At 41.1% G+C, this 14440-nt stretch carries 19 protein-coding genes and 1 pseudogene; 4 read left to right on the forward strand and 16 right to left on the reverse strand.

All coding sequences use genetic code 11. The features are described from left to right. The first annotated feature begins 99 nt into the window (after nt 1-99). The gene (locus tag JCM16159_RS08660; RefSeq protein WP_054857559.1) at nt 100-855 is read left to right on the forward strand and encodes a type II CAAX endopeptidase family protein; all 756 of its coding nucleotides are present in this window, start codon (nt 100-102) and stop codon (nt 853-855) included. On the opposite strand, the gene JCM16159_RS08665 is transcribed toward JCM16159_RS08660, so the two are convergent. From JCM16159_RS08665 to JCM16159_RS08675, 3 genes are all read right to left on the reverse strand, one after another. Then, on the reverse strand, nt 824-2242 hold the full coding sequence (locus JCM16159_RS08665) for a glutamine amidotransferase (protein WP_054857560.1): 1419 nt from the start codon (nt 2240-2242) through the stop codon (nt 824-826). The genes JCM16159_RS08660 and JCM16159_RS08665 overlap by 32 nt on opposite strands. Before the next feature lie 117 nt (nt 2243-2359). Next, nucleotides 2360-2695 carry an HAD family acid phosphatase gene (locus JCM16159_RS08670; RefSeq protein ID WP_243666441.1) on the reverse strand — a complete coding sequence of 112 codons (336 nt, stop codon included), beginning with the start codon at nt 2693-2695 and terminating at the stop codon, nt 2360-2362. A 6-nt stretch (nt 2696-2701) separates the two neighbouring features. After that, on the reverse strand, nt 2702-3895 hold the full coding sequence (locus JCM16159_RS08675; protein WP_054857561.1) for an aconitase X catalytic domain-containing protein: 1194 nt from the start codon (nt 3893-3895) through the stop codon (nt 2702-2704). A 67-nt stretch (nt 3896-3962) separates the two neighbouring features. On the opposite strand from JCM16159_RS08675, the gene JCM16159_RS08680 reads away from it, so the two are divergent. Both JCM16159_RS08680 and JCM16159_RS16450 read left to right on the forward strand, forming a co-directional pair. After that, the gene (locus JCM16159_RS08680; RefSeq protein ID WP_243666442.1) at nt 3963-4535 is read left to right on the forward strand and encodes a trehalose-phosphatase; all 573 of its coding nucleotides are present in this window, start codon (nt 3963-3965) and stop codon (nt 4533-4535) included. A 17-nt stretch (nt 4536-4552) separates the two neighbouring features. Further along, complete coding sequence (locus JCM16159_RS16450) at nt 4553-4726, forward strand: hypothetical protein (protein WP_243666443.1); 174 nt, start codon at nt 4553-4555, stop codon at nt 4724-4726. A 172-nt stretch (nt 4727-4898) separates the two neighbouring features. Here the strand turns inward: JCM16159_RS16450 and JCM16159_RS16455 are convergent, their stop codons facing one another. Genes JCM16159_RS16455 through JCM16159_RS19160 form a run of 3 tightly spaced genes read right to left on the reverse strand, consistent with a single transcriptional unit; the run spans nt 4899 to nt 6162 of the window. Then, the gene (locus tag JCM16159_RS16455; protein ID WP_243666444.1) at nt 4899-5483 is read right to left on the reverse strand and encodes a hypothetical protein; all 585 of its coding nucleotides are present in this window, start codon (nt 5481-5483) and stop codon (nt 4899-4901) included. Next, a complete protein-coding gene (locus JCM16159_RS19155) occupies nt 5438-5617 on the reverse strand; it encodes a DUF1743 domain-containing protein (RefSeq protein ID WP_367834412.1) in 180 nt (59 codons plus the stop codon). Before JCM16159_RS19155 ends, JCM16159_RS16455 begins: the two co-directional genes overlap by 46 nt. Next, on the reverse strand, nt 5614-6162 hold the full coding sequence (locus tag JCM16159_RS19160; RefSeq protein ID WP_367834413.1) for a DUF1743 domain-containing protein: 549 nt from the start codon (nt 6160-6162) through the stop codon (nt 5614-5616). Before JCM16159_RS19160 ends, JCM16159_RS19155 begins: the two co-directional genes overlap by 4 nt. Nucleotides 6163-6280: 118 nt before the next feature. On the opposite strand from JCM16159_RS19160, the gene JCM16159_RS08690 reads away from it, so the two are divergent. Continuing rightward, nucleotides 6281-7213: a DNA polymerase sliding clamp gene (locus tag JCM16159_RS08690; RefSeq protein WP_054857562.1), complete on the forward strand. Its 933-nt coding sequence runs from the start codon at nt 6281-6283 to the stop codon at nt 7211-7213. Nucleotides 7214-7311: 98 nt separating this feature from the next. Here the strand turns inward: JCM16159_RS08690 and JCM16159_RS16465 are convergent, their stop codons facing one another. The 10 genes and pseudogenes from JCM16159_RS16465 to JCM16159_RS08725 all read right to left on the reverse strand — a co-directional run bounded on the left by JCM16159_RS16465 (nt 7312) and on the right by JCM16159_RS08725 (nt 14316). After that, a complete protein-coding gene (locus JCM16159_RS16465) occupies nt 7312-7518 on the reverse strand; it encodes a hypothetical protein (protein WP_243666445.1) in 207 nt (68 codons plus the stop codon). Nucleotides 7519-7787: 269 nt separating this feature from the next. Continuing rightward, nucleotides 7788-7928, reverse strand: a complete 141-nt coding sequence (locus tag JCM16159_RS16470; RefSeq protein ID WP_243666446.1) for a hypothetical protein — start codon at nt 7926-7928, stop codon at nt 7788-7790. Nucleotides 7929-7941: 13 nt separating this feature from the next. Next, a complete protein-coding gene (locus JCM16159_RS16475) occupies nt 7942-8148 on the reverse strand; it encodes a hypothetical protein (RefSeq protein ID WP_243666447.1) in 207 nt (68 codons plus the stop codon). 6 nt (nt 8149-8154) lie between these two features. Further along, the gene (locus JCM16159_RS08700; RefSeq protein WP_054857563.1) at nt 8155-9354 is read right to left on the reverse strand and encodes a sugar phosphate nucleotidyltransferase; all 1200 of its coding nucleotides are present in this window, start codon (nt 9352-9354) and stop codon (nt 8155-8157) included. Next, nucleotides 9351-11185 (reverse strand): annotated as a pseudogene (gene glmS / locus JCM16159_RS08705) (glutamine--fructose-6-phosphate transaminase (isomerizing)). The gene JCM16159_RS08700 and the pseudogene glmS overlap by 4 nt, the downstream one beginning before the upstream one ends. 58 nt (nt 11186-11243) lie before the next feature. Next, nucleotides 11244-11930: a ribosome biogenesis protein gene (locus JCM16159_RS08710; RefSeq protein ID WP_054857564.1), complete on the reverse strand. Its 687-nt coding sequence runs from the start codon at nt 11928-11930 to the stop codon at nt 11244-11246. 21 nt (nt 11931-11951) lie between these two features. Beyond that, the gene (locus JCM16159_RS08715) at nt 11952-12452 is read right to left on the reverse strand and encodes a GNAT family N-acetyltransferase (protein ID WP_054857565.1); all 501 of its coding nucleotides are present in this window, start codon (nt 12450-12452) and stop codon (nt 11952-11954) included. 235 nt (nt 12453-12687) lie between these two features. After that, complete coding sequence (locus JCM16159_RS08720; RefSeq protein ID WP_054857566.1) at nt 12688-13164, reverse strand: 30S ribosomal protein S13; 477 nt, start codon at nt 13162-13164, stop codon at nt 12688-12690. Between the two features lie 37 nt (nt 13165-13201). Further along, a complete protein-coding gene (locus JCM16159_RS16480) occupies nt 13202-13576 on the reverse strand; it encodes an NDP-sugar synthase (protein WP_243666448.1) in 375 nt (124 codons plus the stop codon). Beyond that, nucleotides 13471-14316 (reverse strand): nucleotidyltransferase family protein, encoded by an 846-nt coding sequence (locus JCM16159_RS08725; protein WP_243666449.1) that lies wholly within the window; start codon nt 14314-14316, stop codon nt 13471-13473. The genes JCM16159_RS16480 and JCM16159_RS08725 overlap by 106 nt, the downstream gene beginning before the upstream one ends. Nucleotides 14317-14440 lie beyond the last annotated feature (124 nt).

The following is a 14440-nucleotide window of genomic DNA, read 5'->3' on the forward strand; positions in this document are numbered from 1 at the left end:
TAACTGACTTATTAATTCGTTGCTCCCCTACCTTAGGTACTATGGTTTCATTTATATGTGAGTAGAATTATTAAGTAGGTCGTATTAAGCAGGCAGACAATGGGTAGGTACTTGGGTGATATCATTTGGCCAACAATACTCTTAGTCACAATAGTGGTCCCTGTGTTCATTACCTATGAACCATATATATTAACTAATACTTATTACAACATTGGGTCATCAATAGCGCAGACGCTGAGTAATGCCATGAGTAATCCGGTGAGTATTCTATTAATATACCTCCTCGGAGACCTAGCCCCATACCTATATATAATTGTTGCAATACTTCTAGTACTTAATCGACAAAGAATTCATGAATTACTTAATGAGCTAGGTCTATCCTGGAGACCATTATTCGGTAAGTTGACAGTACCGATTATCATTGTTTTAGCACTTGTTTGGTTTTTAATCAGCGGTTTAATTCCCCTTACCTTATTTATTCCTAGGGTTCCAATGATAAGTCTTCTCCTAGCGACTTACATGTTGTTTCCAATAGCCGTTAGCGAAGAGTTCATATTTAGAGGCTTTATGCTTAGTAGGTTATTACCGAAGATGGGATCCATCAACATAATCACTTCATTACCCGCGGTAACTATAGATGCCCTATACTTCACGATAGCGCATGTGCCCATTTACCTAGCGGTTTACGGCCTTAGCGACCCAGTATCACTGATTTACACCCTTAGTTACATATTTATCTATGGAATCATTTCAAGCATTATATTTGTATCCACAAGAAATGTGGTGCCTGATATAATTATTCACTGGATTAATGACTATTTATCTATAGTAACCGTGATTTACCTAGCTCATTAATAATCACACTACATAAAGTATCCGCGACCTTAATTGCAGCCTCTTTATAGTCCTCAAGGTCTATTAGTTCCTCAGGCTTTGAAAACGTGCTCACTGATTTAATTACTACGAACGAGACACCCAACTTATTAACGTACTTACTAAATTTCCTTATTACCCTATTCTCATGTACCCCATCATACGCATTATTGAGGATAACCATAATAGGTTTCCTACCATACCTAATTAACAAATCAATATACATCTTCAACCTAAATAATGAACCCTCAATACCATCAAGGTTCGCTGATGCTATTAATACAACGTCCGTATTTACCCATCTTATGAAGTCAAGTGTTGATGAAAAACCACGTTTATACTTCCTAGACGAACCCGTTAAAAGCCCCATAACACCCTCAACAATTAAAGCATCCAGTCCAAGACTCTCAACAGTATTTAACACATCCCTCAGATTAACCCAACCAAGTGATCTACCTCCCCATCTTAGCTTTATACTCATCCAGGGCTTAAATGGTCTATCAAGAATGTAAAGTCCGGGATGTAGGTCCCTTATATCGCCAGCCAATTTGGCGATGCCCACGTAATAACCAGCCTTATTGAGACAGAATGCCAATGCGCTCGTTATTAAGGTCTTGCCCTCACTGGTTAAGGTCGATGCGACAGTAATTATCTTAGTACTCATTCTAGGATTAACAACACTCCCTTTGCCTATCCACTCTTTTTCATGGTAATCCCTATAGTAATTCATAATTTCCTTGTTATCGTAAACCCCAATTTCACGAAATATATTCCTAATTATAGGAGACCCTGACCCAAGTATTCCGTGAACCATGGTGCCAAACACGTTATACTTACGGGATATGATCAATGTGGGTACATCAATCCTTACATTCCTATAATTATGCCTTAGTACATGTGATACTCCAACAACCTGGACATTATTTGATAGTATACTCATCTTGCCATAGGTATGGGCCTGCCAACCCACTAATTCGCTACCTACGAGACCCCTAGTTGCCCAAGTCTCATTAATTATCTTAACCCTCACAGGCCCTGTAACGATTAACGGCTCAAAGACTATGTCCAGGACACCAAGCCCTTTGGAGTACCCGGGTAATCCCCTGACGTTCAGATTCACGGCTCTCGACAACAATTGAGTACCCGAGCAAATACCCAAGACAAAACCACCCCTCTCAACATACTCCCAAACTTCTCTCTCAATCCAGTCATAACGTTGTAGTACCTGGGACTCCACCAGGGTTCCTGGAGGTAGTATTAGCAAGTCGAGGTCCTTAATAATGCCTGGTTCATTAATACGTACATTAAATGGTAATTCCTCGTAATAAGGCATTGCACCCCTAACGCTTAATATGCCTATTCTTTTCATGGTTAATCACTTAGGATATTACTACAGCATCAATACCATTGTTCACCAGGGTTGATACGGTATCGGCATTATCATCAAAATGCACAAGTATTTCGTACCTCCTCAATAGGTTCTTGATCATCCCAGACTTATAAATCGGGTCCGGTTCGGTATTATCATCGGTCTCATGAATAAATCCTCAAATTCATTTACGCCAAAGCTCCTTAATTGATCTATTGTGCACTTTCTCATTGATTCCCTCCTACCCGTCACTATTATTATGCCAAAACCCCTATTCCTTAATAACTTGAGGAGGTTTATGTTCCTTGTTTTAGGGCTGTCCATGAACAATTTTCTGCAATCGAGAAAGCAATCCCAATCAACTTCATTGTTGGACTTAAGGCATAACTTTAATCTATTCTCTGAATTAACCAGGACTCCATCTATATCAAAGGACACATACTTTATATCCATCACCCCCTACTCATCAAATGCAATATCTAAGCACTCAATGCCATTACAACTTATATAATTAATACCAACCATCTTAGGTAGGTAATACATTTGCTTAACGGATTCCGTAGCCACGGTATTAGCACCAACGCTCTTGAGGAAAGGTGACACAACAGGACATGTAGTTAATACCAGGTGTATATTGGAATCCTCAAGCATCTTAATTATGCCCTGGCTTAATGTATTAATTACGAAGGATGTCGTAGCTATATAAACAGGCTTCTTGGCCTTCTTCGTTCCTTTGTTTCTTACGTAATTAACTACCGACATTACCTCATCAATGCCATAGTGAGGGCATCCAAGGAATACTGCATCAAAATCATGGTTTTTAATTCCTGCATTCTTGACAATATCGCTGATATCTATGTCTATTTTCTCGGGTTTATCCATCATAGTGAAGTACTCCTTATGATTTGGTGTGAGTTCATCGATTACCATGAATGCGTGGGGTGAGTACGTGGCATAACTAGCCAGTAACTGTTTAATCACAGCATTACTATTAAACCTGGCCATTAGGTATGGCCTTCCATCACCGATTTCCTCAGCTATTTTCTTACCCAGAAGTCCCGCAATTAATGGGTCATTAATTGGCTGTTTTCCATTAACCTTAACCACGTGCGTTGGTACCCTACCCTTAAGCGTGTAAAGTCCATACCTTGGAACCCTACCAACCAACGCCGATAGGACTACGAAGGGTCCCGGTAGTTTCTCGGTCCATGCATCATGGACCGCGTTTATATAAGCGACGGCATTCGATTCCGCCCACGCGTGGTAAGTCCTTGATCTAATACGTAGATATTCATATGGGGTGCATGTCAGCCATAAACTAGCGCCCATACTCCTTAGTGCATTTATTATTTTCCACTGCTTATCAATGAACTCCTTTTCTATACCCCAATCATTGGCTATATCAATACCCACAGGGTTTACCGTCGTAAATACGTGAAATTTAGCGTTAGACCTGGTCAAATCCTCTAGGTACTCAAGGCCTGGATCACCTATTGTTAGGTAGGAGACACCGGCAATATGCGCAGTTTCTATCTCAATTAGTCTATCAGCCTTTAATACATCACCAACCCTAACTATGACCTGCATTGCCCTTGCAATGGCATCTCCATAATCACCACGAAGCATGGCCTCCTCGTACTTATTAAGATACATTCAATGCCTTGGAATTTGTGAAGAAAAATAAATCTTATTAAATTAATTATATTACGTGAATTCGATAATGCTTAATGATACAATTAACCTATTTAGGAATGTCTCGGCATTGTTTACTGACTATGATGGAACAATAGCGCCAATAAACGTTGCCAGGCAATTGAGTAGACCCCCTGAGCCTATTTATGAAAAACTAAGTGAAATAAGTAAGTACATACCAATAGCCGTGATAAGCACAAAGGACTGTGACTTTCTAATACCGAGGACGGGGTTTGCTAGGGCGTGGTCTTGCACGAACGGTCTTGAGGTGAGGATTGATGGCAATTATTATATTCATGAGGATTTACCTAGATGGCAAGGTAGATTTGAATCTCTAATGAATGTTATCAATAAAGTCGATGAGTTAAGGGGTGTTTATTTAGAGATTAAGCGTGTTGGTGATTTAATTGGTGGATTAGGAATTGATTGGAGAACTAAGGGTGCCATTAACGTGGAAGCCCTTGAACAAATTATTAGGTTTGCGAATGAATTAGGATTTAAGGTAATCAGGTATAGAGGTCATCCATTCATAGACATATATCCAGGGATTCAGGTTGATAAGGGCTATGCTGTGGCGAGACTTCGGGAGCTCATGGTATAAAGGGACCAGTAATGTATATGGGTGATTCGGAGAATGATATCCCCGCAATGAAGGTCGTTGAGTATCCCATTGGCATTAGACATAAGTACAATGAAGGACTTAACCTACCAGTAATGCTGTGGGTTCATGAGAATGAACTACCAACCTTCTTGAACTATTTATTGTCAACTTTAAAGTCCAAGGTTCATTAGCTTCCGTAGCCTAATTAACCTGTTTAATCGCCGTAACTTGACTTCATAATTAATACCTACATTCAAGTCAATTCTAAGGGAGTTAATTATCCTTGATTCAATGACATTCTCAACATTCATAGGCTTCTTGAGTGCCGTAATTAAATGCATTAAAAACCTTTCTCTATAGTAATCAATAAACCCATAGAAATGGTTTAGGCATATAGAGTGCAAGACCCTCAAGACCAACCCTCTCACTGGGCTTCATTAAATGCCTGTACTCACTGGCTCTGGGGCTTGCCAGAAACCACCTATTCCTTGGCATTAGTATTCTAGGTAGTTTATCCTGAAAACCACACCTTTTGCATCTTAGTAAGCCTGACCTGCCTGCGGATTCCATTGGGCCACCACAAACCGGGCATCTAGGATTCTTCACTTCAATATGTCTATCATGGAGAACCCTCATTCCTTCGATATATAAGCTGGAATTACCATTAGGCTTAACACCACCCCACGCCTGTACTAAACATCCAATACAATCTGCTAACTCCCTGGAAATACCCAAGTGCCTATATGCCATTACCCTTTGTTTCTCATCCAAAATAGCCTGGGTATGCCCTCTCTCATTAAACATAATGTCCGTAATAATACCCATAAGGTCAATATTCCTATATGGGATAGGTTCATTTACGTGTGACCTATGTTCATCAGTTCCCTGGTTAGTTATGTATATTATCCATCCAACGGCATTATACTTATTAGCGAGGTAATTACCCATGGCAAGTACATGATGGGGTGAATCACCCTAATGCCAAAGAGGACTGGGTCAGGGCCGTGAGGTTCAATAAGTACTTGGTCCTCATATATATTTAGGAATGTAAAGGGGTTCGTTACACGGTCCCAAATCTTCACGTCACTAGGTCAATAATCGGTCTCTCTTCGTCCTCAAGCCTATATGCTATGAATTCATAGGTGGCGTCGATTGGTACAAAGCCCAGAGAGGCCAGCGCTCCAATGACGCCCCTACCACCCATGAGTCTGGCATTTATCTTATTAGCTACTCTTTGCGCGAGGTCCAGCGTGACCACGTCCCTAACGCTCTTCCTATAAAACCATGCTAATCGTTCATCAACATTTATTGAATCGCTTATTACGTATGCGATTCCAGGGCTTGTCTTACCAACTCTCTTAACCATTTGGTCAATCAGTGAATTCATTAGCTCAACATAATCCGTAGCATCATTCTCAGATTTGGCATTGATTATTATTGATAGGGATGCATTTCCTCTGGTCTTAAATGGCACATATGGATTTAACCTGGTCAATCGCGGCAACCCAACAATGTTATTAATTAGTCCATCCTTAATTAGGTATTTAACGAATGAGTACATGACATACGTGGTGCATCCACCACCCTCCCAATCCGTGTCATCAATACCAATCATCAAATACGGCATTTATACAGATAGAACCTAGAGAGATAGTAATTCCTTTCCATCAATGCCTGAGCTAAAATTACCTTAATTTAGGCGATAAAAGCCTTTTAAATACAATTACATTAATACCAATTTAATTATGGTTGAGAATGAGGAGTCTGAGAGGGAGGAACGTGAGGAGAGTGAGGAAGAGGGGGTTGAGGGTGTTGAGACGGAAGAAACTACGGAGGAAATAGAGGAGGTTAGTGAAGGTGAGGAGGGTGCTGAGGAGGGTGGTGCAGGCGGTGTTGTTGAGAGTGAGGAGTATTATAGGATAATGTTCCCAAAGGGTAAGGAGTTTAGGTACGTGTTCACCGCATTAGCTAACCTACTTCAGGAGTCTAACTTCATTATTGATTCTGAGGGTATTAAGATGAAGTCCATAGACCCAAGCAAGGTTTCCCTGGTAATCCTGAACATACCTGGTTCAAGTCTCGAGGAGTATACAGTGACGAAGGAGTTGAAGGTTGGGATAAGCTTTGACCTTGTTAAGAAGATTTTGAAGAGGGTTAAGGCTAAGGAGAAGGTTGAGCTGGGCGTTGATACTGCTAAGAATAGGTTCTTCATAACCATATACACAAAGAAGGGTAGGGAGGGCGGCTTCTACAGGAGGTTTGGGCTTCCAATAATTAACATAGCCGAGGAGGAAGTTCCTGAGCCTAAGCTTGAGTACCCCGTCAGAATTAGGATGGGTATGGACGTATTTGTTGACCTATTAAGTTCAGCCAGTGAGGTTTCCGATTCCGTGAAGCTTTTTGCAAAGGAGGATTCCTTCTCCATATTGGCTGAGGGTGAGGGTGGTAAGTCAATTGAAACAACCTACTCCAGCGGTGATGAGGTATTTTACGAATACTCAGTGCAGGGCTCTCATGATGCCGTATACTCCGTTGAACTACTCCTGGATTTCATAAGGCCGATGAAGCAGATAAGTGAGACTGTAACAATAGAGTTTGATAATAATAAGCCATTAAAACTAACGATAGATTTTGCAATAGGATCCATTCAGTTTTACCTAGCACCTAGGATGGCGTAATTACCTCAAACTTACTTAGTAATCCCATTCTCATACGCTGTATTTAATCGATACGTAATCATGTGGAGGTACGATCGTTGGTATTAATTGGGAAAGATTTACATCAAGTGATAAGCCTTGATGGAACCCTCCCTTGGCCTAAAATCAAGGTTTAAATCAACGGCTTCATCGCTCCAATTACCTATGAATAATAACCCATGGCCATCTAGGGACTCGATTCTAGTCACTATGTGTGTCGACATTATTGACTTAATTTCATAGTCATTACCAAGAGCCACTCTACCGCCATTAATATTAATATTCAAGTCACTGATTGCATATGCGCGATTTAAGCTTATTATAAGGATCACGAAGTGGCCATTAATATATATGAGAATCCAATTTAGATATGGTATGATCTTCGTATCCATAGTTATATGCGATGGCCACATTACTGGATTTAACAATGATAGAAAGGTTAAGTATTTCAGTTCATCATTTGATGAACGTATTAACTCATTAAACACTCTAAGGCTCATTAAGGGCATATTATACCTGTTAAGGGCTATGGATAATTTGGAGAGATCCTCGGGGCTTAATTCATGAATCCGCTATAATAACCATACAACATATTCACCGCCCTATTATACTCATATATCCTATTCGCTAGGCATATCAATTCATCAAAGCATCCCCTTCTCAGCTCAGCCCTTATCTTCGTGAGATCGCTCTTCAAATTCGCAATCGTCTTAACGCTTTTTTTCCCACCGTAACCTTCTATAAGTATCCAGGTACCTAATCATTAATTCATAATCACTGCAATACTCCATCTCCCTATTAATTAATTCATACGTGTTCCAGAACCATAATGCATAGTCACACCTAGGCCTTAAGTAAATACCCGTTCCTAGCTCTAGGGTATAGTCCTGCCTAGATGTGAATATCGCTACGTACATTTTTGTTCATTGCCTTAATACTGATAATGGTGGAACATACTTATTATGGCTTATTATCGATCCTGGATAAACCACGGAATTAGCGCCAACCCTGGCCTTGGGTCCCACAACGGCGCCCAACTTGGCTATTTGCTTACCCTTAACAATGACTGGTGATAGGTGCGATACCTCGACACCACTTGGTAATACATTTAGTGTTACAACGCCAGGTTCTATGGTGCTTTCATCACCGATTATTGAACTACCTATGAATGAGCCCCTACCCACGGTAGCCCTATACCCAATGAGTGACTCCGTTATTTCAGCATCAGCACCTATCACCGACTCCTCCTCAAGTGATGTGTTGTTCCTAATCAATGCATTATTACCGACGTACGCATTCCTACCGATGTACACGGGCCCCCTAATTATTGCGCCGTGATCTATCCTGGCGCCTTCATCGACTATCACAGGCCCTTCTATGACAGCCCTAGACGAGACATCAGCATCCTTGCTGATCCTAGCCTCCCTTAAATCGCTCATCAAGTACTTTATGGCGCTTAGTAAGTCCCAGGGATAACTAACGTCAACAAACCATCCGCTCCAAAGGGCTACGTTGATATTACCCCTGAACCGCCTTAAGGTGTTGTTTATACTTCCGTTAAATTCCTGTAATGAGGCTAGGAACTCCCTTTCAGCAATTAATATCCCAGTCCATGCATAGCCTGATTTATGCTCGTTCACCTTGTTTATCGCTACTACGTCGTTCACCTGAACCTCAAAGTAACCCTGCAAGTCTGATAATGGGGTCATTAATATGGTTACTGACTTGCCTGAGTTCACGTGGCTATTCAATGCTAGTTCATAGGCTTCCCGGGGCAGTATAACGTCACCAAATGATATTATTGTCGTGCCCTTACCAGAAATTTCATTAATCATTTTTAATGCACTATCGATATCATCACCTCTCTGTCCAACATTTTCTATCGAAACATTATTGAAGTATCGACCAACCTCGTTACCCACCTTAGTTGGGTTCCTAGAAATAATGTAAATGGTCCTTAAACCCAGGTGAACCAGGTTACTCGTTGGATAATAAATGAGCGGTTTACCTAGTAACCTAATGAGTGGCTTATCGAGATAGGGCGTTAATGGCTCCATGTTAGTGCCTCTACCACCACTAAGTACTACTCCGAGAACCTCCCTGTAATTCAATACGCTGTTCATTCCACGGTCACCGTCTTCGCCAAATTCCTCGGTTTATCTGGGTCGTAACCACGTGCAACTGCTGTGTAGTAAGCGAGTAATTGCATCGGCACTACGTATATTATTGGCGCAATCCTATAGTCGATGTTAGGCAGCTCAAACGTCACGTTCAGTAATTCCCTAAACTTACCAACGTATTTCTCAGGGACAAAACCTATGGTGTACGCGTCCCTAGCCTTCATTTCCATAATATTGCCGAGTAGTGCATCCACATTATCATCATCAAGTATTGAGAATACGACAGGATAACCCTCCTCAACAAGCGCTATTGGCCCATGCTTACTCTCACCTGCTGGGTATGCCTCAGCATGTATATACGCTATCTCCTTCAGCTTTAGGGCTCCCTCCATACTTAGTGGGACGCCAATACCCCTACCCAGGTAATACGCATTGTTTCTGCTCTTCATATACTCACTCAACGCCTTAATCCTGCCCTCGGTCCTAGTTATAACGTTTTGAAGGATTCCCGGTACCTTATTGAGGGAGTCCATGAGATTCCTATACTCACCTTGGCCCAGCTTACCCATGGCAATACCAGCCTTAAGGCAAGTATTGTAAGAATAACCAATTGTGTGGTGAAGGTCTTAGTGGCGGCAACGCCAATTTCGGGACCCGCCCTCGTGTAAAGCACGTAGTTCGACTCCCTAGGTATTGCACTATCGATGACATTCGATACGGCAACGACCTTAGCACCCCTCTCTTTAAACGCCCTCACGGCAACCAAGGTATCTATAGTCTCGCCTGACTGGCTGATAGCTATTACAGTGTCATTATCATTGATAGCATTAACGTACTTCTTATACTCAGAGGATATGATTGTATGTGTATCGAGACCGAGCATTGACGTGAGTAGGTAATCGCTAACAAGGCCTGCGTGATATGACGTGCCGGCGCCGATTATCAGTACCTTTCTCGAATTTAGAAGAAGGTTTATTACATTGTCGAATTCCCCCTCATTAATTCCTGCCAGTGTTGAACTTATGGCGAAGGGTTGTTCATGAATCTCCTTAAGCATGAAGTGCGGATAACCCTCCTTACTCGCCATCTCAGGTGTCCAACTAATGAGCCTAACCCTCTCCTCAACATTAATAGGAACGCCATCTTTTTCAATATAGACCTTGCCTGGCTCAATATACCCATACTCGCCATCCCTAAGTACTATCACGGTATTCGTGAACTCCAGAAAGGCCGGTATATCACTGGCAATGAAATTAGCGCCGTTACCAATACCGATGACTAATGGTGAGGTATTTCTGGCGAAGTAAAGCCTATTGGGTTCCTGGGCTATTATAACGACAAATGCATAGGCACCCTTTAGTCTCGATAATGCAGCCTTAAATGCGTCGAAGGGTTTGTAACCAAGCCTTAAATACTCCTCAATTAAATGGGCAACGACCTCGGTATCCGTCTCACTCTTAAATACGTGACCCTCTCTAATCAATTCCTCCTTAAGCTCCAGGAAATTCGAGATTATGCCATTATGAACAACAGCGACATTACCTGAGCAGTCCGTGTGCGGGTGCGCATTCTCGTCGCTCGGCTTTCCATGGGTAGCCCACCTGGTATGGCCAATGGCGCTCGTGCCGTTAACCTCGTCGAAGTTTAACCTCACACTAACCTCGGCAATCTTACCCTTACCTTTCCTAACCTCTATATAATTACCCTTAATGACCGCAATGCCGACTGAGTCATAACCCCTATACTCAAGTTTCTCAAGGCATCTTCTAACTACCTTACCAATGGGTTCCCTAAGGTTATTTGGCAACGACGTAATGCCAATAATACCACACATAACCTAACACTTATTCTCGATTATTAAAGGGATGAAATTATAAATGTTTACTTATTTTTCAGGTGATGAGTCCCATTTCGATCTCAAGTGCCGTTAATAACCTACACAATATTGATGATGAATCCATGACGTACTTCCCAATTTTTAAAATATCATCGGCTAATTCGTAAGTACGTTCTTCAAATGAACCCTTAGGAAATGTGCCTATCATTATTAAAGGTCTTTTAAAGTTCTTCACATAATTAACAAAGTTCTTCAACCCTATCTCTTTACCCCTCGCATCATCAAGGAGTATTTTACGGTCAGGTAATTCGGTATTTAATACATAGTTAATTCCGTTCACGAACCTCATCAATGGCCTACCAGTGGGTGGCACCCTACCCAATTCAAATAATTGACTCATTAATCCAATGAAGTTATTGTAATTACGTGGTGGGCGTATTTCAGGGTCAACATCAATCACCAAGCCATTTATTGTGTGTATGTAGGTCTTAATTAAGTTATTACGTGTAAGTAAGCTACCTTGAATTAGAAGGAGTACTTGATGAAGTATATCCGGCCTTCCACGCTTTTCAGCGTTGGGTAGGTTAATCATTAACCTATGATGTCTCGCCCTATCAAGGATTAAGTACCTTGGATTTACCCCTCTTCTTCTCGCGTCCCTTATTATCACTGGATTACTCAGTAACTCCTTGGGTACTGTCTCAAGGGATGCCTCAGTGAGTAATAATATTACCTTCTCCACGGTAATGTAATTAAACGGTCTTTAATTTAAGAATTGATCAGCATTTATATTCATGCTCTGTAGATTAAAGACTGTGGTGCATTCATCATGCATGCATTTTATGGTTCCATGGAACTTCCTGGATATGGCTAGAATCCTATAATTATCAGGGGTGGTGTACGCAATCAAGGTCTTAATACCTCTTCTCTTCAGGTCATTGATTGCGTAGGCAACGAGCTTAGTACCAATACCCCTACCCTGATAGCCGTCTTTAACCACAATAGCCATTTCATAACAACCATCACTTATGTAAACAGCTTCTAAGACGCCAACCAATTCATTACCCAGGAAGGCTCCATAGACTATATTACGTGAATCAGAAAAGACCGACTTTACGTACTTCTCAAAATCCTTAAAGAAACCCCTGAACCTATAATAAATGCTATCGCTACTTAGTGAATTATATAAATCAATAACCATTTTCATATCACTACTCCTTAACTCCCTAAATTCAAGTTTAATCAATGACTTCACGATACTCATACTCGATCATGGTAATCACTGTCTGTCCTTTTAAATTTCTTTCTCTTCAAGTGTAAAACATGCCTAGTAGAAGTATCATATACAAAGAAATAATGATAACTTAATACGTACACTATTATATAGATTAGAATTGAATACAAAAGAATACACAGTGAATAATGCAACTGAGTATTTATCAAAGCATCTATAATTAGTTATTAAAGATTAATATATTATGACATAATCATATTGCATCTTATTTGCTACCGCCTCCCCCTCCTCCAGCTGCTGTCTTACCCTTTGCCACACCAACCGTTAAGCCTAACCTACCCGTTGTCCTGGTCCTCTGGCCCCTAACCTTAAGTCCCAGATTATGTCTGATGCCCTTCCAACTCCTTAGTTTTTTCATTAAATCAATATCCCTTTTTGCTGCTAACACTAGGTCTGCACCCAGTAGATGGATGTTTCGCCCCGTTTCTGGATCCTTGGGCCTATTTACGAACCAACCAGGTGCAAACTGGTGCAAATTCCTCACGGCCCAATCAAGCTTCCTAATAGTCTCATCGTCAAGTTGACCTAACCTAATTGATGGGTTTATCCCCAAATACCTGCATATTGCGTATGCCGTTGGTATTCCAATACCTCTTATCCTGGTTAAGGCGTAAGCAACGGGCTTAAATCCATCTAAATCAGTATCGCCAATCCTCACTATTTGCCTAACTTCCTGGGACATTCGGCCTAAATGCACCTATGGGTATTTAAATTTTAGTTTATAGGATGATCTCGCCTTCCTTATATATTGACTCCATTATTTCTCTATACGGGCCTATCTTCGTGTTCTTTGCTATGAACACTGAGTCCTTTATGTAAACGCCATCACCAATCACAGACCCATCCTCAACCCTAGTCCATTTACCAATGTACGTATTACTCCCAATGATACTTCCCGATACGTAAACGCCATCACACAATGAGGACCCCTCAAAGATGAGTGAATTAACTATCTTAGCAGTACTTCCAATCTTGGTATTCCTATGTATTATAACGTTCGGACCAATCTCCGTATTACTCCCGATAGTGACGTTAGGCCTAAGTAGACTGGGGGCTGTATTGTAACTGATTGTGGTAAGTCGGTACTTACACAATCATTGTCATCCTTACACCTACTAACTAGGATGCTGAAGTTTGCCTTCATATAATCCTCTGGTGTGCCGATATCAAACCAAAGACCACTATGTATAAACCCATAGACCTTCCCAATCCTTAGTAACCTTGGAACAACATCAACAGCAAGCTTAACCTGACCCTCCGGATTCTTTGGTATTAACCTAGTAATCTCTTTCGTGAAAACATAAAAACCCGCATTTATTAAGTTGGAACCAACGTATTGCTTGGGTTTTTCTATGAAGTTTATTATCTTGCCTGTCTCATCTAGTTGGGCGACTCCATACCTAGACACATCATCAACTCTTGTGAGTGTTATTGTGGCAGTCCCGCCCATCTTTTCGTGGAAGTTTACAAGGGCCCTTGCATCAATATCGCTGAGTATGTCTCCGTAAACCACGAGGAACGTGTCTGAAAGCTCATATTTCTCATTAATTAAGGAAATTGGGCCAGCATCACCTAATGGCTTGTTTTCCATCACAAATATCAGCCTATCCTTAAACTCACTCCATACCCTTTCCATGTGCTCCTTTATTAAGTCACCCATGTACCTTATTGATATGAATATTCTATTTAGTGGTATCTTCGTTATTGACTCCATGATCCAATCGATGATCTCCTTATCAAGCACAGGCAATAGAGGTTTAGGGCGTGAATAACTAAGGGGCCTGAGCCTTGTTGCTAATCCGCCAGCTAGTATTATCACATCATAACTTTTCATATATAGTACCTACCCTCTTGGATCTTTTAATCTTTATTGTGCCATTATTTAGCTTAGGATTAATAAAATTAATTAGGGTGGGTCCCGACATTTGAAGGTGCTTAATGTGGGTAATATACCGGAT

Source organism: Vulcanisaeta sp. JCM 16159, assembly GCF_001316265.1.
Taxonomy (GTDB): Archaea; Thermoproteota; Thermoprotei; order Thermoproteales; family Thermocladiaceae; genus Vulcanisaeta.